Raw genomic sequence first — 21,249 nt, 5'->3', positions numbered from 1 at the left:
GGGCGGCTGTGGGCGGGCCGGCCTCGGGGGGTGGGGCGCGCCCGCCGTGGCGGCCGGGCGGCCCGGGCTGGTGAGCGCCGGCGCCGCCCGTACCCCGCGCGACGGCGCGTCCGCCAGCCCGGGCGCGCCCGCCACCTCCGCCTCGGCTCCCTCCGCCAAAGCCGTCTCCACCCCGGCTCCCGCCAGCACGGCCGGGCCGGTCGGCGGCCCTGGCGACGGCCCCCGCACTGCCCCCGGTGACGCTCCTGCCGACGCGCCCAGCGGTGGGTCCGGCGGCAGGTCCGGGCGGCCGATCACGCACAGCCCGACCGCCTGGGCGCTCGCCGTCTTCTTCGGGCTCCAGGCCACCGGCGCGTACATCACCATGGGCTGGATGCCGCAGATGTTCCGCGACGCGGGCGTCTCCGCCTCCACATCGGGCGTGCTGCTCGCCATGACCATGGCGCTCGGCATACCGCTCTCCTTCGTCCTGCCCCGGCTCGCCGCCCGGCTGCGGCACCAGGGCGTCCTGGTGGTGGCGCTCGGCGGCTGCGGGCTCGCCGGGTACGCGGGGCTGTGGAGCGCGCCGGCCAGCGGGGCCTGGGCCTGGGCGCTGCTCCTCGGCCTGTCCAACTGCGCCTTCCCGCTCGCCCTCACCATGATCGGCATGCGGGCGCGGAGCAGCAGCGGCGTGGTGCGGCTCTCGGCCTTCGCGCAGAGCATCGGCTATCTCATCTCCATCCCGGGCCCGCTGCTCGTCGGCGCGCTCTACCAACACACCGACGGCTGGCGGCTGCCCATCGCGCTGATGGCCGGGCTGATGGTGTTGCAGATCGGCGCGGGGGTGCTCGCGGGCCGCGACCGCATCGTGGAGAACGAACTGTGACCCCGCGCGTCCCGGCAGCGGGGTGACCCCCGCGCGTCGCGGCAACGGCGAGTGGGAGACTGGGCGCATGTCTGTCCTTGAGCCGAACCCCCAGAACGGTCAGAAGAAGCTGCTGACCATCCTCGGCGTCATGTTCGCCATCACGGTCGTCATCGGCGTCATCGCCACGATCGCCTCCCCCTGACCCGTATCTCCTGACCCGTATCTCACCGGCGGGTTCGCCCGGCGGGCAGGCCCGGGCGGACGGCGTGGAAGCGCGCATGGTGGTGCTAGCACCACCATCCCCTAGGGGGTCAGGCTCAGGGGCAACTGGGTGGATCGCCGGATGGGCCCGAGGGGCCGTCTCTCATAGGTTCGACGTACACCGCGCACCAGCGGTGGGCGCGACCGTGGCAGGCGGTCGCGTCGCCCAGCGTTCCCCGGAGGCGATTTCCATGGCAGCCCCTGCGTACGGCCACGCCGGACGGTCCCCCCACCCGCGGTCCGTCGGCGAGCAGCGGGACGTGCTGGAGGTACGGCTTCCGTGGTGGGCCATCGCGCTCCCGGCCGTGGTCTTCGCGGCGCTGCTGCTGATGCTGGTCGGCCCGGCCGACGCGCACGCCGCCGACAGCGGCAGCAGTCACGTCGCCCACTTCGCGGCCATGTTGCGGGACTCGATCGTCCACCTCCTGTCCTGACCGTCCGCCCGGCCGGGCCCCGCCAGGACCGGGCCCGCGTCAGGACCGTGCGACCGCCGCGGTCGCGCCCTCGCCCCGGCGGTTCGGTGCCGAGCCCGCCGTCGCCGTCCCGCGCCGGTGACCGTGCCCGCCCCCGTCGCTACGGGGACGCGGTGGCGGGGCCCGTGTGCCGTCGGCGCCACGCTCCTCGGGGTGCGGCCCCAGGGCGACCGTGGTGCGGCCCGCTCCGTCGACGTACTGCGGAGGGCGAGGTTCCGGGTGCCTGCCGCCCGACCGCCCCCGCCGTCACCCGGTCCCTGTCCCCGCCGTCGCCCGGTCCTTGCCGCCCGGGCACGCCGGTCGCGGGCGGAAGGACTCCCTCCGCCCGCGGGCACGGCTCGTACCAGCGCACATGGCGCCGCCCGCGGCGCCGCCCGCATCCCTCGCGCTACCACGCTGGGGCCCCAACACCCCGCGCCTTACGGCCCGTTTCGTGCGAAGCTGGACGGCATGAGCGTCGATGTTCCCCGCAGGATCGTCATCTTCCGGCATGCCAAGGCCGAATGGTCCCAAGAATCCGATCACGAGCGGCCCCTCGCGGAGCGTGGCCGCAGGGACGCCCCGGCCGCCGGCCGCTGGCTCGCCTCGACCGGCATCGTTCCGGAACTCACCCTCTGCTCCACCGCGCTGCGCACCCGCGAGACGTGGAAGCTCGCCGTGCCCGAGCTGCCGCAGCGGCCCCGGACGGTCTATGAGGACCGGCTGTACGAGGCGTCGCTCGGCGAGCTCATCGCCGTGGTCAACGAGACCCCGGAGGACGTCAACGACCTGCTCCTGGTGGGCCACAACCCCGGCGTGCACGGGCTCGCCGACGCGCTGGCCGGCGGCGCGGAAGGCGACACCCTGGCCCGGATGAACCGCGCCGGCTTCCCGACCGCCGCCGTCGCGGTGCTCGCCTTCACCGGCACCTGGAAGTCGGTCGAGCACGGCGTCGGCCGCCTCGTCGCGTACTGGTCGCCGCAGGAGTAGCCGGGCCCGCGGCGCCGGCAGCCGCCGGTGTGGCGGGCCCGGACGCTGACGGCGTGCCGGAACCGCCCCTGCCGCGCACCACGGCCTCAACCACGCTCCGGCTCCCGCGGCGACTCCTGTGCCCGCGGGAGCCGGCGCCGTGTGCGGGTCCGGTGGGCCCGGTGAGCCCGGAGTACGCCCGTGCGGATCGGCCGTAGGCCACCGCCGGAGCGAACCGCCACCGTGCCGGAGTGAACCGGTATCCGGCGCACCGGCCGCGCCGGACGGACGGGTCCTTCGGATCACGTGGAGAATGGGGAGGACCGCGGCGTACGGGTGACGGGCCACGGGCCCGGCGCGTGCGCTACGGGGCGGCCCGTGTGCCCCGAGGGGTGGGGCCCCGCCGCTGCCGAGGTGGGCGGTTACGCGTCCTCGGGCGTGTGCGTCTGCGCGGCCTCGACCTCTTCGCGGGTGATGCCGAGCAGATAGAGCACGGTGTCCAGGAAGGGGACGTTGACGGCGGTGTGCGCGGCCTCGCGGACCACGGGCTTGGCGTTGAAGGCGACGCCGAGGCCGGCCGCGTTGAGCATGTCCAGGTCGTTGGCACCGTCACCGATGGCCACCGTCTGCGCCAGCGGCACCCTCGCCTCGGCGGCGAACCGCCGCAGCAGCGTGGCCTTCCCGGCCCGGTCCACGACGTCGCCGATCACCCGACCGGTGAGCTTTCCGTCCACCACTTCCAGGGTGTTCGCCGCGGCGAAGGCGAGCCCGAGCCGTTCCTTGAGGTCGTCGGTGACCTGCGTGAACCCGCCGGAGACCACGCCCACTTGGTAGCCGAGGTGCTTGAGCGTACGGATCAACGTCCGCGCCCCGGGCGTCAGCCGCACCTCCGAGCGGACCTTGTCCACCACGGACTCGTCCAGCCCCGCGAGCAGCGCCACCCGCTCGTGCAGCGACTGCTCGAAGTCCAACTCGCCGCGCATCGCCCGCGCCGTGACCTCGGCGACCTCGGCCTCACAACCGGCGTGCGCCGCAAAGAGCTCGATCACCTCGTCCTGGATCAGGGTCGAGTCCACGTCCATCACCACGAGCCGCTGGGCGCGCCGCTGCAACCCGGAGGCGACCACCGCCACGTCGACCCCGAGCGCCGCGCCCTCCAGCGCCAGCGCGGTGCGCAACGGCTCGGTCTCGGTGCCCGACACCGCGAACTCCACAGCCGTCACCGGGTACTTGGCGAGTCGGAAGATGCGGTCGATGTTGCCGCCCACGCCCGTGATGCGGGCCGCGATGGCGGCGGTCGACTCGGCTGTCAGCGGGTGCCCGAGCACGGTCACGTGCGAGCGGCCGACGCCGCGCGGCCGGTTGTCGCCGATGCCGGAGATGATCTCGGCCTGGAGCTGCTGCTCGTCGGCCCAACTGTGCACGGTCGAACGGAGCTCGCCCTCCGTCGCACCGTTCCCCTCGGGCGCGGTGACCAGGACGCACAGCACTATCCGGCCACGGGTCACGACCTGCTCGATGTCGACCACGTCGACATCGAAGGCGGCGAGCGTGTCGAAGAGGCCTGCGGTGATGCCGGGGCGGTCCTTGCCGAAGATCTTGACGAGCAGCGTGGGTACGTCGTCGCCGGGCACGGACGTGACAGGTGGGGTGTGCGATGTGCTCATGGTGTTTCCACGGTAGCGGGCTCGGGAGGTATGTCGTCCGCCTGTCCGGAGCGCGGACAGCCGTACGGCTCGTGGTCGCCGCCCCGTCACCAGCGCGTGAGGTTCCGTTTCGGTACGTGCTCGATCCGCATCGGCGCGGACGTAGCCGACGTACGCCAGCCGCCGCTATGCCGTCTCCCGGCCACGGCGACCGCCTTGACCGGCGCGGACGCCGCGCGGTGGAACGGCCCGTGCTGCGCGGCCCGGCCCGGGCCACGGCTGCCGCGAGGCCCCGCGCCGAATGGTGCTGGGCATTCCGGATCGCGGTGGGCCCGCTCGGGTGAGATGCGGCGGCCCGCCCCGCCGGGTGACGCGGCCCGGCTGCGGCCCGCCCTCCCCGGGCGGTCCGCCCTCCCATCGGAGGCGTCCGAGGCCCGCTGCCGGCGGTGGCCTGATATCGGCGATCGACGCCGACGGCACCGATATCGGCTATATCCCGGAGTTCGCCGGAACTGCGCGGGGATTTGGCGGCGGGCCGCTCGACGGGCTCTGGGAAATCGCCGGAGAGAGCGGAAGAACGGTTCGATCGTGACCGTATCGTTGCGCCCATCGGCGGGCGGTGACTATGCCGGCAATTACCGGTCCGTAAGGCGAGGACGGACCTTCCGAACCGTATTTCTGGTGCAAGTTGTCCCACGACGGGTCGTCGTCCGTGCGCCATGCCGCACCGCGGACCGCGGCGCGCGAACCGCCGCCCACTCCGCCCGGCGCCCCCTCGCCCCGTACTGCCGCCGGCCGACCGACCGCCTCCCGAGCACCGGTGCCGGCTGCCCGCCCGGTACGGTGGCTGCGCCCGTTCGGGCCCGTGACCATGCGGCGGCCGGCGGCCGAGCCGGACCGGTGGCACGGCGCTGACCAAGGGATACGTGGCCCGCAGCGGCCGGGGCGCGATCCACGGGCCGGCGGCCCCGGTGGCCCGATTCGCCCGCACAGTGCCGCGCCTGCTGCCCGGATACGGGTGAGAACCGTGTGATCCGTACGCATCCGTGGGCGCTTACTCCTCTCCGGGGCGCTTTCTCCGTCCAGGGCCTGACCCGTTACAGGGCCGTGGCAAGGCCCGGCTTTCCGTTGGGGGACCGAGCCTGAAATAGTTCCTCACGATGTTCGCCATCCCTAGACTCCCTGCCACAGGGGGTAACTCGGGGGACAAGTAATTGGGGCATGGAGTGCCGGAAGTCGTACTGGAATTGAATGGACAGACCTGGACGCTGGACCCGTCCAGGTCGTACAGCCTCGGCCGCGATCCGCAGGGCGACTTGGTGTTCGACGACGCCCGGGTCTCCTGGCGGCACGCCACCGTGCGCTGGGGCGGGCACGCCTGGGTCATCGAGGACCACGGCAGCACCAACGGCACCTATGCACAGGGCCAGCGCATCCAGCACCTGGAGATCAACCCGGGCGTCACCGTCCACCTGGGCAACGCGTCCGACGGCCCGCGGCTGAGCTTCACCGGCTCGCCCGCCGCTGCCGGCACCGGCCAGGGACAGCCGGGCCCGGCGAGCTACGGCGGCCAGCACGCGATGGCCCCGCAGCAGGCCGCGTTCAACGGTGCGCAGCAGCCCGACCCGCAGCAGGGCTGGCAGCAGCTGGACCCGCAGCAAGGCTGGCAGCAACACCCGCCCCAGCAGGCACAGCAACAGCAGGCGCAGCAGCACCTGGCCGCACAGCAGCAGTTCCCGGGCCAGCAGCAGGCACCCCAGGCACCCACCCCGCAGGCGCAGCAGCACCAGCAGGCCCCCCAGCAACAGGGCCAGCAGGGGCACCTTCCGCCGCAGGGCGGGCCGGGGTTCTCCGGACAGCGGGCGCCGGGCGGAGGCGGCGCTCCCCTGCACGGTGACCGCAGCCCGACCACCTTCCACCAGATCGCCGTCGGCCGGGTGATGCGGATCGGTCGTGCGCTGGAGAACGAACTGGTCGTCTCCGACCTCCAGGTCTCCCGGCACCACGCCGAGTTCCGGGCCACGCCCGACGGCCGGTTCGAGATCGTCGACCTCGGCAGCCACAACGGCACGTACGTCAACGGTCAGCCGGTCCGCCGCCAGACCATCGGCCCCAGCGACATCGTCGGCGTCGGCCACTCCACGTTCCGGCTGGTCGGCGACCGGCTCGAAGAGTTCGTCGACACCGGTGAGGTCTCTTTCTCGGCGCGCCACCTGACCGTCACGGTCGACGGCGGCAAGCAGATCCTCAAGGACGTCACCTTCGGCGTCCCGGAGAAGTCGCTGGTCGCCGTCATCGGCCCGTCGGGCTCCGGCAAGTCCACCCTGCTGCGCGCGCTCACCGGCTACCGGCCGGCCGACCAGGGTGACGTCCTCTACGACAACCGGAACCTGTACAAGCAGTTCGCCGAGCTCCGGCAGCGCATCGGCCTGGTGCCGCAGGACGACATCCTGCACAAGGAGCTGACGGTCAAGAAGGCCCTGCGCTACGCGGCCAAGCTCCGCTTCCCCGGTGACACCGCCGAGGCCGAGCGCGAGGCCCGGATAGGCGAGGTGCTGCGCGAGCTCAAGCTCGACATCCACGCCGACAAGCGCGTCACCTCGCTCTCCGGCGGCCAGCGCAAGCGCGTCTCGGTCGCCCTCGAACTGCTCACCAAGCCGTCGCTGATCTTCCTGGACGAGCCGACCTCGGGCCTCGACCCGGGCATGGACCGCGACGTGATGCAGTTGCTGCGCGGCCTCGCCGACGACGGCCGGACCGTGCTGGTCGTCACGCACTCCGTGGCCGAGCTCGCGCTCTGCGACAAGCTGCTGGTCATGGCGCCCGGCGGGTCCGTGGCCTACTTCGGGCCGCCCGAGGAGGCGCTCAACTTCTTCGGCTACGAGACCTGGGCCGACGTCTTCTCGGCCTTCGAGAACTACCGCGACTACGACTGGGCCGGCCGCTGGCGCGGCTCGCAGCACTACCAGATGTACGCGGCCGACATCGACGCCGTCGCCCCGCAGTCCGTCCACGTACAGCCGCCGCCGGCCCGCATGCAGAAGCCGCAGAGCTGGATGTCCCAGCTCTGGACGCTGATGCGGCGGTACGCGTCGGTGATCGCGTCCGACCGCGGCTTCATCGGCCTGATGATCGTGCTGCCGGCGGTGCTCGGCGCGGTCAGCGTGGTCATCCCCTCCGACTACGGCCTGGTCGCAGGCCCGAAGGGGCAGCACAACCAGGACGCGGGCACGATCATGCTGATCCTCGCGGTCGGCATGTGCTTCTCCGGCGCGGCCAACTCCGTACGGGAACTGATCAAGGAACGGGTGATCTACGAACGGGAACGGGCCGTCGGCCTCTCCCGGTCCGCCTACCTGATGTCCAAGGTCATCGTGCTGGGCCTGATCACCGCGATCCAGGGCGTCATCATCTGCGCCATCGGCTTCTCCACCCGGGACCTGCCCGAAGAGGGCCTGATCCTCCCGCCGGCCGCCGAACTGTGCCTGGTGATCATCGCGCTGGGCTTCACCTCGATGATGTTCGGCCTGGTCATCTCCTCGCTGGTGAAGACCGCCGAGAAGACCATGCCGCTGCTCGTGATGTTCGCGATCGTGCAGGTGGTCTTCACCGGCGTGCTGTTCAAGATCTACGGCTCGCCCGGCATCGAGCAGTTCGCGTACCTGATGCCCTCGCGCTGGGCCATCGGCGCCTCCGGCGCCACGCTCGACCTCTCGCACGTCATGGCGCCCTGGGACCGCAAGCAGCCCAACGACCTCGACCCGCTGTGGGAACACTCGGTCGGCCAGTGGACCATGGACATCCTCGCGCTGATCGCGCTGGGCGTCGCCTGCGGATTCGCCGTCGCCCGACTGCTGCGCCGGCACGAGCCCGAGGTCATGCGCAAGTAGCGGCCCCGGCCACCGGGCACCTCACGCACGACGCCGCAGGGCGGCACCCACATCGGGGTGCCGCCCTGCGGCGTGTGCACGAGGCGCCCACCACTTGCCCGAGCGCGGGCCGTGGAGCCGGGCCGTGGGACCGCACGCGGCCCGGACCCTGCGGAGCGAACGCCGGCGGACTGACCGGCGGACCGATCAGCGCGCCGAGTCGTCAATGCGCCAAGTCGCCCGTCAGTAGGCCGAGTCGACGTTGTCCATCGAACCGTACTTCTGCGCCGCGTAATTGCAGGCGGCCGTGATGTTGGCGACCGGGTCGTAGATGTCCCAGGAAGTGCCCTCGACGTGGAACGCCTTGAACGTCGGCGGAATTACCTGGAGCAGACCCTTGGACGGAATGCCGGCCACGGCGTTGACATCCCAGTCGTTGATGGCCCGCGGGTTACCGCTGGACTCGCGCATGATGTTGCGGTGAATTCCCTCATAGCTCGCGGGAATGCCCTGCTTCTTGAGGATCGCCAGGGATTCCTTGATCCAGCCGTCGAGGTTGTTGGCGTACGTGGGCTGCACCGGCTGGCGGGCCGCGGAACGGCTCGCGGTCTTGCCCGAACGCTCCTTCGCGGCCTTGGCCGCACCCTTCGCGGCGCCGTTCGTGGCGTTCTTCTTGGCGCCCTTGGTCGCGGCGCGCTCCTTGACCGGCTTCGGGTCGGCGGCGGCCTGCGGCGCCTGCCGGGCCTGGAGCGCCTTGGCCGCAGCCGCGCGCTGCTCCTCGGCGGCCTGCTGCTCGGCCTCGACCGCGGCGGTACGCGGCAGGTCGGCGGCGGCCTGCCGGGGCAGCCCGGAGGGCAGCACGGTGCCGCCGAAAGCGGCCTGGTTCTCGGTGACGGTCTTGAGCGACGAGGCCGCCGGGTTCTGCTCCGCGTGGGCGTCGCTCGGAATGGCGGCGAAGGTCAGGGCGACCACACCGGTGGCGGCAATGCCGGCAGCGGAAACCTTGTGAGCCATGGGCAGGCGCTGAAAACTACGAATGCTGGGGACGAGCATGCGGAGTGAACCTCTTCCAATCGCGGGAGTCGCAGTCGCCGGAGCGTCGGCGCAAAAGAAGAGCGCCGCGTCTGATGACGGCGCCGTGCGACTCGGCAATTGTTAGCGGCTAGAAAATGTCCTGGCAATGGTGTGACGTACTACCCGGCCTAGTGGAAAAGGGGGTATGCGAAACCCGCCGGATCGCGGTTATTTTCCCGATCGGGCGGGCGCAGAATTGCACTAATCCCATTCGTAGGTGATCTGGGTCCTATGCGCGGCCTCACACCGGGCACCGGTCCCCGTCGCCCGGTGTGAGTGGCCGCGTACGGAATGTTGCCGGCTGCTAGACCTCGACCATCACCTGGGGCAACGTCTTGCGCACCAGGTCGGGGACGTCGCAGTCGGCCGCCGGGTAGCCGACCGGAATGACGGCGAACGCCTTCTCGTTCTCCGGCCGCCCCAGCACCTGGGAGAGGAACCGCATGGGGCTCGGCGTGTGGATCAGCGCGGCCAGCCCCGACAGGTGCAGCGCGGACAGCAGCATGCCGACCGCTATGCCCACCGACTCGTCCACGTAGTAGTGCTTGCGCTTGTGGCCGTCATCGCCCAGCCAGTACCGCTGCTCGAAGACGACGATCAGGTGCGGTGCGTCCGTCAGGTGCGGTTTCACCTCGTCCGTACCGAGGGGCCGCAGCGCCGCCAGCCACTCCTCACCGAGCCGCCCCTCGTACGAGCGCCGCTCCTCCTGCTCCGCCGCCTCGCGGATGCTGCGCCGCACGTCCGCGTCCTTGACCAGCACGAACGTCCAGGGCTGCTGGTGCGCCCCGGATGGTGCGGTGGCCGCACAGGCGATGGCGTCGTACACCACCTGATCGGGCACCGGGTCGGTGGAGAACTGCCGTACGGTCCTGCGCTCGTCCATCCGGCGCCGCAGCTCGGCGGCGCGTTCCAGGGACTCGGCCGGGTCCATCCGCGCGGGGCGATAGGGGACCGGCCGGTAGGGGTCGCCGTGGGTGGGGGTCCAGTTCCGTGTAGGTACAGACATGTGCCGAGTCTGACTTCGGCCCGCCCCGTGCGGGCCGGATTCCAGAATTCCGCCCATCTGAGCGCCCGATGCGTCCGGAGCTGCCCTCTTCCTCCTGCACTGATGGGTGCGGTCGGCGGGGTCGGCGGGGTCGGCACTCCTCGCGCCCGCGGGGGAGCACCGGCGGTCGGACACCTCCGTACGGGGCGCTATAGGGGTTGCCGACCCCCGGTCGAGCCGCCCCACCCCGACCCCCACCCCTGTCCCACCCTGGCCGTCGCCCCGCCCGCCTCCGTACTGCAGGCACCCGCCCCCCGGCCTAGGTCCGGCGACCGAGCCCCCGGCCGCCGGCGGCCCGATCCCTGCCGCCGGGTGCGCCGGTACGGTGAGGCCATGAGTGAAGGACCAGGTCCCAGGGCCGGCCTGGCGGCCGTGAGTACCGCGCTGCTCGCCATGAACCGGCAGCTAGAGGTCCGCGACGTCCTGAAGACGATCGTCGTCTCCGCCCGCGAGCTGCTGGACGCCAAGTACGCCGCGCTCGGGGTGCCCGACGACCACGGGGGGTTCGCCCAGTTCGTCGTGGACGGCGTCAGCGAGAAGCAGTGGAAGGCCATCGGGCCGCTCCCGCGCCAGCACGGCATCCTCGCCGCGATGCTCAAGGACGCGACGCCGCAACGGCTCGCCGATGTCCGTACCGACCCGCGGTTCGAGGGCTGGCCACCGGCCCACCCCGAGATGTCGGACTTCCTCGGCCTGCCCATCGCCGACGGCGACGAGGTGCTCGGCGCACTCTTCCTCGCCAACAAGCGCTGCCCCAAGCCGACCGGCGGCTGCGGCTTCACCGCCGCCGACGAGGAACTCCTCGGCATCCTCGCCCAGCACGCCGCCATCGCCCTCACCAACGCCCGGCTCTACGAACGCAGCCGCGAGCTGACCATCGCCGGCGAGCGCGCCCGGCTCGCGCACGAGCTGCACGACGCGGTGGCCCAGAAACTGTTCTCGCTCCGGCTGACCGCCCAGGCCGCCACCGCCCTCGTCGCCCGCGATCCGGCCCGCGCCAAGAGCGAGCTCCAGCAGGTGACGGCGCTGGCCGCGGAGGCGGCCGACGAACTGCGCGCCGCCGTCGTGGAGCTGCGCCCCGCCGCCCTCGACGAGGACGGCCTGGTCGCCACCCTGCGCACCCAGGTCCAGGTCCTGGACCGAGCCCAGAGCACCCAGGTCACCTTCGCCTCGCAGGGCGTCCGCGCGCTGCCCTCCGCACAGGAGGAGGCCGTGTTGCGGGTCGCCCAGGAGGCCCTGCACAACGCCCTGCGGCACGCCGGGGCCGCCCGCGTCGAGGTGGCACTCACCCGACACGGGCCCAGCGGCGCGCTCCTTTCCGTACGGGACGACGGGCAGGGCTTCGACCCGTCGGCCGTCCGTCGCGCCGGACGCCACCTCGGCCTGGTCTCCATGCGGGACCGCGCGGCCGGCGTCGGCGGCCAACTCACCGTGGAATCCACGCCCGGCAAGGGCACCGTGATCGAGATGGAGGTGCCCGGTGGCTGAGCCACAGCGCACACCGCAGCCCCCGACCACCCCCGCGCCCCCCACCACGGGTCAGCGCATCTCGGTACTCCTCGTCGACGACCACCAGGTCGTACGCCGCGGGCTGCGCACCTTCCTGGAGGTGCAGGAGGACATCGTGGTGGTCGGCGAGGCGTGCAACGGGGCCGAGGGCGTCGCCCGCGCCGAGGAGCTGCGCCCCGACGTCGTCCTGATGGACGTGAAGATGCCGGACACCGACGGGATCGAGGCGCTGCGCCGGCTGCGCGAACTCCAGAACCCGGCCAAGGTCCTCGTCGTGACCAGCTTCACCGAACAGCGCACCGTCGTCCCCGCCCTGCGCGCCGGCGCCGCCGGCTACGTCTACAAGGACGTGGACCCCGACGCCCTCGCCGGCGCCATCCGCTCCGTCTACGCGGGACACGTACTGCTCCAGCCCGAGGTGGCCGGCGCGCTCCTCGCCCAGGAGGAGGTCAACGGCGGGCAGGGCCGCGGCGCCTCGCTCACCGACCGCGAGCGCGAGGTACTGGCCCTGATCGCCGACGGCCGCTCCAACCGCGAGATCGCCCGGGCCCTCGTACTGTCGGAGAAGACCGTGAAGACCCACGTGTCGAACATCCTGATGAAACTCGACCTCGCCGACCGCACCCAGGCCGCCCTGTGGGCAGTCCGGCACGGCATCGGCGACTGAGATTTTCATACGGTCGTGTGATACGCGGCTGTAAGGCGCAACCCGGATGGCGGTTGACCGTTCTCCAGAGCACGCCGCGGCGGTTCGCTGCGGCGGAAGCTGAGCAGGTTGAGAAGGGTTGAGCAGTTGAAGAACTTGAAGAGGGCCGCCGCCGTGTCGATCATGATCGGCGGCCTCGCCGCTGCCGGGGCGGGCGTCGCCTCGGCGGCTGACGCCGTGGCCAAGGGCAGCGCCACCGGCTCGCCGGGCGTCGGCTCCGGCAACCAGATCCAGGTTCCGGTCCACGTGCCGGTCAACGCCTGCGGCAACTCCGTGAACGTGGTCGGGGTCCTCAACCCCGCCTTCGGGAACTTCTGCACCAACCTCTGACGGCCGGGGTCGCGGCCTGACGTCCGGCCGCGCCCGGGGCGCCGCTGACCCGCGGCCAGCCCCGGTGACTCTCCTCCCCAGCCCCACCGGCCCCACCACGCGGCGCAGCGATGCGACCGGCGTAACTGGGGCCCACCACTGCGCCCTGCCCGGACCTCCGGCAGGGCGCAGTGCCGTTGTGCCCCCACGGACACCGACACGCCGGCATATCGGCTTGGACATTGGCATGGACATGGGCGCGACCACGGACGCGGCCACGGATGCGGAATCTTCGTCCGGCCCCCGCCCGCGGCTTGTACCCGCCCCGCCCTCGCGCTCGGCCCGCCCCGCGGCCTCCCGCACCGGCCCGCTCAGCGTCACCCGAACGACGCTCAACGACCCCGCCCGGCTCCCGTCACGCATGGCATGACCTGGAGCTTTCAAACGCCCACGGAATTGCGCCGATCGTGGGCAAAGCCGCCCGCCACCCGTGTCATGACAGCACCCCGAGCGTTGTCAACGTGCGACCCCGCGGCTGGGGCCGCGCGACATCCAGCAGGAGGAAGACTTCCCATGAACACTGCCAAGAAGGCCGCTCTGGTCATTGCTGCCGCCGGGGTAGCCGCCGGTGCCTCAGCGGGCGCCGCGTTCGCCGACAGCGGGGCCCAGGGCACCGCCGCGGGCTCGCCCGGCGTCATCTCCGGGAACCAGATCCAGGTCCCGGTCCACGTTCCGGTCAACGTCTGCGGCAACACGATCAACGTCGTTGGCCTGCTGAACCCCGCCGCGGGCAACACCTGCATCAACGCCTGATCGCACCCCCGCAGCAGCGAAAGCGCCCCGCGACCCCGTCCGGTCCGCGGGGCTCTTTCCTGCCCACATCCGGAAGCGCCCGCATCACTCCGAAGTACCCGCGCCTCGAAGCGCCCGCACCCGGAAGCACCTGCCCCCCGAACGAACCGCCCGCACCACGGGCCGCCGCTACCCCTGCCGCAGCCGCTGCTCCACGTACGCGTTGTACGCCGCCACCCGCGCCCGCCGCGCCGTACGCTCCACCGGGCGCAGCGCCTGTGCCCGGGCCGCGATCTCGGACGCGCTCACCGCACCGCCGTGCTCCGGCCCGTACGCGATGTCCACCAGCGCGCCCACCCGCTGCGCCAGCTCGAACACCCGCACCGCGCGCGGCGGATAACCGGGGGCCAGCACCTCGCGGCCCCGCTCGGCCCGGGCCCGGTACGCATCGAGGGCCGCGGCCGTGGCCGGGCCCGAGCCCGCGACGTTCAACCGGGACAGCGTCTCCGTCGCGTCCCGCAGCGCCTCGGCGAGCTCCCGCTCCGCCTCGCCCAGCGAGGGGACGTCGGCCGGCGGCGCCTCCCGCACCGGCCGGCACCGCCAGACGACCTCGGTGTGCGCGTCCTCAGCGGAGATGGCCGCATCGCCGCCGGCCGCCGCCGGGCCCGCCCGGTGCACCTCGGGCACCAGGCCGATGCCCACGCCCACCACGATGACCGCCTCGCCCGCCTCCAACGCCCTGGCGTTGAAGTCCGGCGGCCCGCTCAGCCCGAGCGGATGCCCGGCGACCGGCAGCGCGACGCACAGCCCCGTCGCGCCCAGCGTCCGCAGCCGCCCTATGGCCAGCGTCAGCCCCACCGGGGTGGCGTCCGGCGCGGCACCGGGCGGCGCCGATCTCTCCGGCAGGTCCACGACACGGTGTGACGCATCCGACCCACTGATTCGGTGCGCCGCATCATCAGGTGAGACAAGCCCGGCAAGAAGGGCATTTCCCCACGCGGCCAGGCGTCCTGAGCGAGGTTCATCGAGCATGCCACCAGCCTAAGGACTGGCACCGACAACGGGTGGCGTAGGTTTTGCTTGGGAGCTGTGCCCACCGGCACACGCGACATGACGAGACTGCAAGGGGAGACAACGCGCTCATGAGCGATGTTCTGGAGCTGGTGGACGTATCCGTGGTCCGCGACGGCCGGGCTCTGGTGGACCATGTCTCGTGGTCGGTCGCCGAGGGAGAACGCTGGGTGATCCTTGGCCCCAACGGCGCGGGCAAGACCACCCTGCTCAACATCGCCTCCAGCTACCTCTTCCCCACCTCAGGCGCGGTGCAGATCCTCGGCGAGAAGCTCGGCGGCGTCGACGTCTTCGAGCTCCGCCCGCGCATCGGCATGGCCGGCATCGGCCTCGCCGACAAGCTGCCGCGCAGCCAGACCGTCCTCCAGACAGTGCTCACCGCGGCCTACGGCATGACCGCGAGCTGGCAGGAGAGCTACGAGGCCGTCGACGAGGACCGGGCCCGCGCCTTCCTCGACCGCCTGGGCATGAGCGAGTTCCTCGACCGCAAGTTCGGCACCCTCTCCGAGGGCGAGCGCAAGCGCACCCTGATCGCCCGCGCGATGATGACCGACCCGGAGCTCCTGCTGCTCGACGAGCCGGCGGCCGGCCTCGACCTCGGTGGCCGCGAAGACCTCGTGCGCCGCCTCGGCCGCCTCGCCCGCGACCCGTACGCACCCTCCATGATCATGGTCACGCACCACGTCGAGGAGATCGCCCCCGGCTTCACCCACGTGCTGATGATCCGCCAGGGCCAGGTGCTGGCCGCAGGCCCCGTCGAGACCGAGCTCAACTCCCGCAACCTCTCCCACTGCTTCGGGCTCCCGCTCGTCGTGGAGCGCAGGGACGACCGCTGGACGGCACACGGCCTGCCGCTGAAGTGACCCGCCGCTGACCCCCGACCCGGGCGGTCCCGCCCCACCGACACCCGCCGCGCCACCGCCCCGAACGACCGACCGTGGCCCCGCCCGCCGAGGCCCCGGTTCCGCTCCGGCCACGGTGGCGCGGACTCGTCGGTCCCCTGTCGTGGCTACGGGCTGAGAACTACCATGAGCCCGTGGACGCATGGGTGTGGTGGCTGCTCGCCGCCGTTGGACTGGGAATTCCTCTCGTACTGACGGCGATGCCCGAATTCGGGATGTTCGCCGTGGGCGCCGTCGCCGGCGCGATCACCGCGGCGCTCGGTGGTGGCCTGGTCATCCAGGTCATCGTCTTCGTCGTCGTCTCGGTCGCCCTGGTCGCCGTCGTACGCCCCATCGCGGTGCGGAGCCGTTCCCAACGACCAACCCTGACCAGCGGCGTCGAAGCGCTCAAGGGTCGACAGGCCGTCGTCCTTGAGCGGGTCGACCGCGGCGGAGGGCGCATCAAGCTCGCAGGTGAGATCTGGTCCGCCCGGGCCCTGGACGCGGACCAGACGTACGAGCCGGGCCAGCAGGTCGACGTGGTGGACATCGACGGGGCGACCGCCGTCGTGCTGTAGCCGTGCCCCGCGGCGACGGCGCGCCCCCAAGAGCAGCGTTCAGGCTGCGGGACGGTCCGCTGATCTGACAGACTCACCTATCCAAGATCGATCAACAACCGAAGGGCACGGGGAGCCGCTGTGGAACCGATCATCATCGTCCTGATCATCCTGGTGGTACTCGTATTTATCGCCCTGATCAAGACGATCCAGGTCATCCCGCAGGCGAGCGCGGCCATCGTCGAGCGGTTCGGCCGCTACACGCGCACGCTCAACGCCGGACTGAACATCGTCGTCCCCTTCATCGACTCCGTGCGCAACCGGGTCGACCTGCGCGAACAGGTCGTCCCCTTCCCGCCGCAGCCGGTGATCACCCAGGACAACCTGGTCGTCAACATCGACACGGTCATCTACTACCAGGTCACCGACGCCCGCGCCGCCACCTACGAGGTCGCGAGCTACATCCAGGCCATCGAGCAGCTCACCGTCACCACGCTGCGCAACATCATCGGTGGCATGGATCTGGAGCGCACCCTGACCTCCCGCGAGGAGATCAACGCGGCGCTGCGCGGCGTCCTCGACGAGGCGACCGGCAAGTGGGGCATCCGTGTCAACCGCGTCGAGCTCAAGGCGATCGAACCGCCGACCTCCATCCAGGACTCGATGGAGAAGCAGATGCGCGCCGACCGTGACAAGCGCGCCGCGATCCTCCAGGCCGAAGGTGTCCGGCAGTCGGAGATCCTCCGCGCCGAGGGTGAGAAGCAGTCCTCCATCCTGCGCGCCGAGGGCGACGCCAAGGCCGCCGCGCTGCGCGCCGAGGGTGAGGCGCAGGCGATCCGTACGGTCTTCGAGTCCATCCACGCCGGCGACCCGGACCAGAAGCTGCTCTCCTACCAGTACCTCCAGATGCTGCCGAAGATCGCCGAGGGCGACGCCAACAAGCTCTGGATCGTGCCCAGCGAGATCGGCGACGCCCTCAAGGGTCTGGGCGGCGCGCTCGGCAACTTCGGTCCCGGCGGCGGCGGTCTGGGCGGCGCCCCCACCGAGGCCGCCCCGACCCCGCGCCGCGAGCAGCCCCGCATCGACTAGACACCCCGCGAAGGGTGGAGAGGCCCGGCACCGGCGGCCCATCGTCCCGGCCGCCGCCTACCACCCCGCACCACCACGACAAGGGGGCCCCGATCGGCACATCGGGGCCCCACGCACGTGCCGTACCCGTCCCACCGCGCCCCGGCCCGACGCCGGTTGGTCCCGCGGCAGCCGATCGTTCCGTACGGGCCGGCATCCGGCGCCGTCAGCGCCCGCCGTCAGCGTCTCAGGCCGGCACCGCGAGCCAGTCCGGCAGCGACTCCCGCCCCACCCCGCCGAGCGCCAGCACCAACGCGTCCGACGGCGAGGGCTCGTACGGAGTCCGCAGCAGCCGCATCCCCGCCTGCTCCGGCGTACGGTCCGCCTTGCGGTGATTGTCCTCGGCGCACGAGGCGACGGTATTCAGCCAGGTGTCCCCACCACCGTGCGACCGCGGCACGACGTGGTCCACGGTGGTCGCCCGCCGCCCGCAGTACGCACACCGGTGCCGGTCCCTGACCAGCACCCCACGCCGCGACCACGGGGCTTGTCTTCGGAACGGCACCCGTACGTAGCGACTCAGCCTGATCACACGTGGCAGCGGTAGGTCCACGGTGGCGGCACGCACGCGCAGCCGCGGGTGGGCATGTTCGACCACTGCCTTCTCCTGCAACACCAGCACCACCGCACGCCGCAGTGTCACCGTGGACAGCGGCTCAAAGCTGGCATTGAGCACCAGGGTCTCGCGCATCCCGCACACCTCCCGCGTCAGGTCGGCCCCGTTCGGGCACGGCTCAACTCTGGCCGCGGGAGCGGGGGAGGACAACGCAATTTCGGGCGCCATCTGCGCAACCGGACGCCGACGCGCACACCACAACTCTCCCCCCGCCCCGGGAAGATCACGCCCCCGAGCAGCCGCCGACCCGGACATGCCGAAGGGCGGGCCCCTCGGGACCCGCCCTCACACCACACCCCACCATCCGGCCGGATTTCGGCCACGCACCCCCGCCGCACCCGGGTCGAGCGGCCGGCACGACGCCCGCACACCCCACGCCCGGCACCGGCGGAAGGCCCGCACCGACGCGGCCGATCGACCCGCAGCAGAGACAGACGGGCCGCGAACCGGATCAGCCCTCGGCGGGCGTCTCGAACTCGCCGATGAGCTGGGCGCGCCCCAGCGTGTGGAAGCGCAGATTGAAGCCGACGACCGCAGGCGAGACGTCCGCGTCGGGGCCCAGCTTCTCGGTGTCCACGGCGTACACGGTGAAGACGTACCGGTGCGAACCGTCGCCGGGCGGCGGCGCGGCACCACCGAAGTCCCGGGTGCCGTAGTCGTTCCGCACGTGTACGGCGCCCGCGGGCAGCCCCGCGAAGCCGTCACTGCCGGCGCCCGCGGGCAGCTCGGTCACCTCGGCCGGGATGTCGAAGAGCGACCAGTGCCAGAAGCCGCTGCCGGTCGGGGCATCGGGATCGAAGCAGGTGACGGCGAAGCTCTTCGTCCCCTCGGGAAAGCCCGACCAACGCAGGTGCGGCGAGCGATTGCCCGCCGCATACACCTGGTCGTCCTTGAGCACGCCACCATGGGTCACGTCATCGCTCTCCACGGTGAACGAGGGCACCGCCGGGTGGAAGTCATGGGGGAGCGGACGCCGGTTCTGCTCGGACACGTTCAATCCTCTCTGCTCGGCTCGCGCGACTGTGCAGTCGCGGCCAGCCTAGCGAGACCACCCGCCCCGAACGCCCGTCCCGGCTGCGACGATGTCCGCATGACCACACCGGAGCCCGCCGGCCGGCCGATCGGCCCGCACCGCGCGGAACTCGACCTCGACGGCGTGCGCGACGCCGCGGCGTTCCTCGACCGCTGCGCCCGTGACCTGGACCTGCCCGCCTGGTTCGGCCACAACTGGGACGCGCTGGAGGACTGCCTGCTCGACCTGACCTGGTGGGGCCCGGCCAGTCGGTACGAGATCGGGGTACGTGGCTGGGAGGCGTTCCGCACGGCGGCGCCCGCCGCCGCGAAGACCGCGGCCGACGTGTTGGCCACCGCGGTCGAACACTGGTCGGACCGGGACACCCCGCTCGCGGTGGTCTTCGACGGGGCGTAGCCGCCGGCAGCCCCTGCACAACGCACGGGGCGTGCGCCGAGAAACTCGACGCACGCCCCACGAACACACCAGGCCGGCCGCGCCGGCCCCGGTGCAGCGATCAGAACCAGTTGCGCTTGCCACCCACGTCGGCCAGCCACTGGTTGAGGTACGCGGCCCAGTCGGTGTCCTGGAAGTTGGCCAGGTCGACGGTGAACGAGCGGTAGGAGTCGCTGCCCTCGGTGAAGAGGCCGGGCTTCTTGTCCATCTCCAGGACGACGTCCATCGACCGGTCGTCGGCGACGAAGGTCAGCTCGACCTCGTTGAGCCCGCGGTACTGCTGCGGGGCGTAGAACTCGATCTCCTGGTAGAAGGGGAGCTGCTGCCGGGTGCCGCGGATGTGGCCCCGCTCCAGGTCAGCGCCCTTGAAGCTGAAGCCGAGGCCACCGAAGGCGTCGAGGATGGCCTGCTGGGCGGGGAGCGGGTGGACGTTGATCGGGTCCAGGTCACCGCTGTCGACGGCCCGCGCGATGGCCAGCTCGGTGGTCACCCCGATGTTCATCCCGGTGAGGTGGCGCCCCAGGAACGTGGTCACGGGCGTCTCCCACGGCACCTCAAGCGCGAACTGCACGGCGTGAACCGCACCGGCCTGCACCTCGAAGGCCCCACCCAGGCGCTGCTTGGTGAACTCGATGTCCTGCTTGGTCTCCTGGTCGTTGCCCTCGACCTCCACCCGGGCCTGGAGACCGACGGACAGCGCCTCGATCTGCTGGGCCACGGAACCGCCCTGGATGCGCACTTCACCCTGGACCACGCCGCCGGGCACGACGTTCTCCTCGGTCAACACCGTCTCCACCGAAGCACCGCCAGCTCCCAGGCTCGCGAGCAGCTTCTTGAAGCCCATGTCTTTTCCTCCCCAGGAGGCGACGGAACCCCGTCGTCTCGGTCGTGATGCCACTCATCGGTTCGATCGGTACTCACGCGAAACCAGGCCGCCCGGTTCCGCGCCCCACACCCTTGCAGCTCGCCGCAGCCACTCCAAGGAGGGCGCGGGCGTGCCGTACGCTCGGACCGCGTGACTGTGGGATCTGACCGTACGCCGCTTGACCGCTCCTTCTTCGACCGCCCTGTGCTTGAGGTGGCCCCCGACCTGTTGGGCCGGGTGCTCGTCCGCCTCACCCCACAGGGCCCGATCGAGGTACGCCTGACGGAGGTGGAGGCGTACGACGGCATGGCCGACCCGGGCTCGCACGCCTACCGAGGACGCACCGAGCGCAATGCATCGATGTTCGGCCCGCCCGGCCACGCATACGTCTACTTCACGTACGGCATGTGGCACTGCCTCAACCTGGTCTGCCGCGAGGCGGGCGTGGCCAGCGGAGTGCTGCTGCGGGCCGGCGAGGTCATCCGCGGCCAGGAGCTGGCCCGCACCCGGCGCGCCACCGCCCGCAAGGACCACGAGCTGGCGAAGGGCCCGGCTCGGCTGGCCACGGCCCTGGGCGTAGACCGGGAGCTCAACGGTATCGACATCTGCGCCGGACCCAAGGCCCCGCTGTCCGTACTACAAGGGGCCCCGGCCCAGGCCGATCGCGTACGGAACGGCCCGCGGACCGGGGTAGGAGGGGAGGGCGCGACCCACCCCTGGCGCTTCTGGGTCAGCGACGACCCGTCCGTCAGCCCCTATCGGGCCCATGTGCCCAGGCGCCGCAACGGGTCAGCCTCCCCGACCAAGCTTGACGCGAAGCGTCGCGGCGCCTAACGTAGCCCGAGCCGCTTGAGAAGGGCAGTGCTGTCGGCGCGACTAGGTTCACGCAGACGCAGCCCGAAACGGCAAAAATCCACTACTGCACGGCCCCTTATCGGGATGGATTTCGGCATGCCGGAATTCGGTTCGGAAGCTTCGATTATGAAGCTGGGGGGAAATCCGCTAAAGTAGTGATCACGCCGGAAGGCGCGAAAAACCCCGCTCTAACAGGGGACCGGAAACGAAATTCCGACCGGAAACGGTAGGGAAAAGGATCTGGTAAGGTTGGAAACACCGAAGGGAAGCGCCCGGAGGGCCCGGTGAAACGGGACCGAAGGAAGCGTCCGTTCCTTGAGAACTCAACA

At 71.7% G+C, this 21,249-nt stretch carries 21 protein-coding genes; 14 read left to right on the top strand and 7 right to left on the bottom strand.

Translation table 11 applies throughout. The annotated features are described in order from the left end of the window. The 4 genes from AAHZ94_RS08395 to AAHZ94_RS08380 all read left to right on the top strand — a co-directional run. Positions 1–865: MFS transporter (locus tag AAHZ94_RS08395; RefSeq protein ID WP_502964606.1), on the top strand; the 865-nt coding region annotated here is incomplete at its 5' end. Between the two features lie 67 nt (positions 866–932). Next, positions 933–1,049 (top strand): SGM_5486 family transporter-associated protein, encoded by a 117-nt coding sequence (locus AAHZ94_RS08390; protein ID WP_349991824.1) that lies wholly within the window; start codon positions 933–935, stop codon positions 1,047–1,049. A 250-nt stretch (positions 1,050–1,299) separates the two neighbouring features. After that, entirely contained in the window at positions 1,300–1,542 is a 243-nt protein-coding gene (locus AAHZ94_RS08385; protein ID WP_349991823.1) for a hypothetical protein, read from the top strand. Positions 1,543–2,031: 489 nt separating this feature from the next. Next, positions 2,032–2,550, top strand: coding sequence for a SixA phosphatase family protein (locus AAHZ94_RS08380; RefSeq protein ID WP_349991821.1), 519 nt, complete (start codon positions 2,032–2,034; stop codon positions 2,548–2,550). 401 nt (positions 2,551–2,951) lie between these two features. Here the strand turns inward: AAHZ94_RS08380 and serB are convergent, their stop codons facing one another. Beyond that, positions 2,952–4,196, bottom strand: a complete 1,245-nt coding sequence (gene serB / locus AAHZ94_RS08375; RefSeq protein WP_349991819.1) for a phosphoserine phosphatase SerB — start codon at positions 4,194–4,196, stop codon at positions 2,952–2,954. A gap of 1,205 nt (positions 4,197–5,401) precedes the next feature. Here serB and AAHZ94_RS08370 point away from each other — a divergent pair. Next, positions 5,402–8,065: an ABC transporter ATP-binding protein/permease gene (locus tag AAHZ94_RS08370; RefSeq protein WP_502964605.1), complete on the top strand. Its 2,664-nt coding sequence runs from the start codon at positions 5,402–5,404 to the stop codon at positions 8,063–8,065. Positions 8,066–8,287: 222 nt separating this feature from the next. On the opposite strand, the gene AAHZ94_RS08365 is transcribed toward AAHZ94_RS08370, so the two are convergent. Both AAHZ94_RS08365 and AAHZ94_RS08360 read right to left on the bottom strand, forming a co-directional pair. Continuing rightward, the gene (locus AAHZ94_RS08365; protein ID WP_349991816.1) at positions 8,288–9,058 is read right to left on the bottom strand and encodes a transglycosylase SLT domain-containing protein; all 771 of its coding nucleotides are present in this window, start codon (positions 9,056–9,058) and stop codon (positions 8,288–8,290) included. 364 nt (positions 9,059–9,422) lie between these two features. After that, positions 9,423–10,124: a nitroreductase family protein gene (locus AAHZ94_RS08360; protein ID WP_349991814.1), complete on the bottom strand. Its 702-nt coding sequence runs from the start codon at positions 10,122–10,124 to the stop codon at positions 9,423–9,425. A 372-nt stretch (positions 10,125–10,496) separates the two neighbouring features. Between AAHZ94_RS08360 and AAHZ94_RS08355 the strand changes: the two genes are divergently transcribed. From AAHZ94_RS08355 to AAHZ94_RS08340, 4 genes are all read left to right on the top strand, one after another. Beyond that, positions 10,497–11,651, top strand: coding sequence for a GAF domain-containing sensor histidine kinase (locus AAHZ94_RS08355; protein ID WP_349991812.1), 1,155 nt, complete (start codon positions 10,497–10,499; stop codon positions 11,649–11,651). A gap of 58 nt (positions 11,652–11,709) precedes the next feature. Beyond that, on the top strand, positions 11,710–12,339 hold the full coding sequence (locus AAHZ94_RS08350; protein WP_349991826.1) for a response regulator: 630 nt from the start codon (positions 11,710–11,712) through the stop codon (positions 12,337–12,339). A 126-nt stretch (positions 12,340–12,465) separates the two neighbouring features. Further along, on the top strand, positions 12,466–12,708 hold the full coding sequence (locus AAHZ94_RS08345) for a chaplin (RefSeq protein ID WP_349991810.1): 243 nt from the start codon (positions 12,466–12,468) through the stop codon (positions 12,706–12,708). 552 nt (positions 12,709–13,260) lie between these two features. Next, the gene (locus AAHZ94_RS08340) at positions 13,261–13,500 is read left to right on the top strand and encodes a chaplin (protein ID WP_349991809.1); all 240 of its coding nucleotides are present in this window, start codon (positions 13,261–13,263) and stop codon (positions 13,498–13,500) included. 168 nt (positions 13,501–13,668) lie between these two features. Here AAHZ94_RS08340 and AAHZ94_RS08335 read toward each other — a convergent pair whose 3' ends face one another. Next, on the bottom strand, positions 13,669–14,511 hold the full coding sequence (locus AAHZ94_RS08335; protein ID WP_349991807.1) for an Rv1486c family protein: 843 nt from the start codon (positions 14,509–14,511) through the stop codon (positions 13,669–13,671). Between the two features lie 110 nt (positions 14,512–14,621). On the opposite strand from AAHZ94_RS08335, the gene AAHZ94_RS08330 reads away from it, so the two are divergent. The 3 genes from AAHZ94_RS08330 to AAHZ94_RS08320 all read left to right on the top strand — a co-directional run bounded on the left by AAHZ94_RS08330 (position 14,622) and on the right by AAHZ94_RS08320 (position 17,077). Continuing rightward, positions 14,622–15,413, top strand: a complete 792-nt coding sequence (locus tag AAHZ94_RS08330) for an ABC transporter ATP-binding protein (RefSeq protein ID WP_349991805.1) — start codon at positions 14,622–14,624, stop codon at positions 15,411–15,413. Positions 15,414–15,586: 173 nt separating this feature from the next. Then, complete coding sequence (locus AAHZ94_RS08325) at positions 15,587–16,009, top strand: NfeD family protein (RefSeq protein ID WP_349991804.1); 423 nt, start codon at positions 15,587–15,589, stop codon at positions 16,007–16,009. 120 nt (positions 16,010–16,129) lie between these two features. Continuing rightward, entirely contained in the window at positions 16,130–17,077 is a 948-nt protein-coding gene (locus tag AAHZ94_RS08320) for an SPFH domain-containing protein (protein WP_349991802.1), read from the top strand. Between the two features lie 226 nt (positions 17,078–17,303). Here the strand turns inward: AAHZ94_RS08320 and AAHZ94_RS08315 are convergent, their stop codons facing one another. Both AAHZ94_RS08315 and AAHZ94_RS08310 read right to left on the bottom strand, forming a co-directional pair. Then, entirely contained in the window at positions 17,304–17,807 is a 504-nt protein-coding gene (locus AAHZ94_RS08315; protein ID WP_349991801.1) for an HNH endonuclease, read from the bottom strand. Between the two features lie 376 nt (positions 17,808–18,183). After that, positions 18,184–18,723, bottom strand: a complete 540-nt coding sequence (locus AAHZ94_RS08310; RefSeq protein ID WP_349991799.1) for a YbhB/YbcL family Raf kinase inhibitor-like protein — start codon at positions 18,721–18,723, stop codon at positions 18,184–18,186. Between the two features lie 99 nt (positions 18,724–18,822). Between AAHZ94_RS08310 and AAHZ94_RS08305 the strand changes: the two genes are divergently transcribed. Then, positions 18,823–19,161, top strand: coding sequence for a barstar family protein (locus AAHZ94_RS08305; RefSeq protein ID WP_349991798.1), 339 nt, complete (start codon positions 18,823–18,825; stop codon positions 19,159–19,161). A 100-nt stretch (positions 19,162–19,261) separates the two neighbouring features. Here AAHZ94_RS08305 and AAHZ94_RS08300 read toward each other — a convergent pair whose 3' ends face one another. Next, a complete protein-coding gene (locus AAHZ94_RS08300; protein WP_349991797.1) occupies positions 19,262–20,044 on the bottom strand; it encodes a sporulation protein in 783 nt (260 codons plus the stop codon). Between the two features lie 171 nt (positions 20,045–20,215). Between AAHZ94_RS08300 and AAHZ94_RS08295 the strand changes: the two genes are divergently transcribed. Continuing rightward, entirely contained in the window at positions 20,216–20,899 is a 684-nt protein-coding gene (locus AAHZ94_RS08295) for a DNA-3-methyladenine glycosylase (protein ID WP_349991796.1), read from the top strand. Positions 20,900–21,249 lie beyond the last annotated feature (350 nt).

This window comes from Streptomyces sp. HSW2009 (genome assembly GCF_040240285.1).
Taxonomy (GTDB): Bacteria; Actinomycetota; Actinomycetes; order Streptomycetales; family Streptomycetaceae; genus Streptomyces.
The sequence above is the reverse complement of the archived record's forward strand: the minus strand, read 5'-3'. Positions and strand labels throughout refer to the sequence as shown.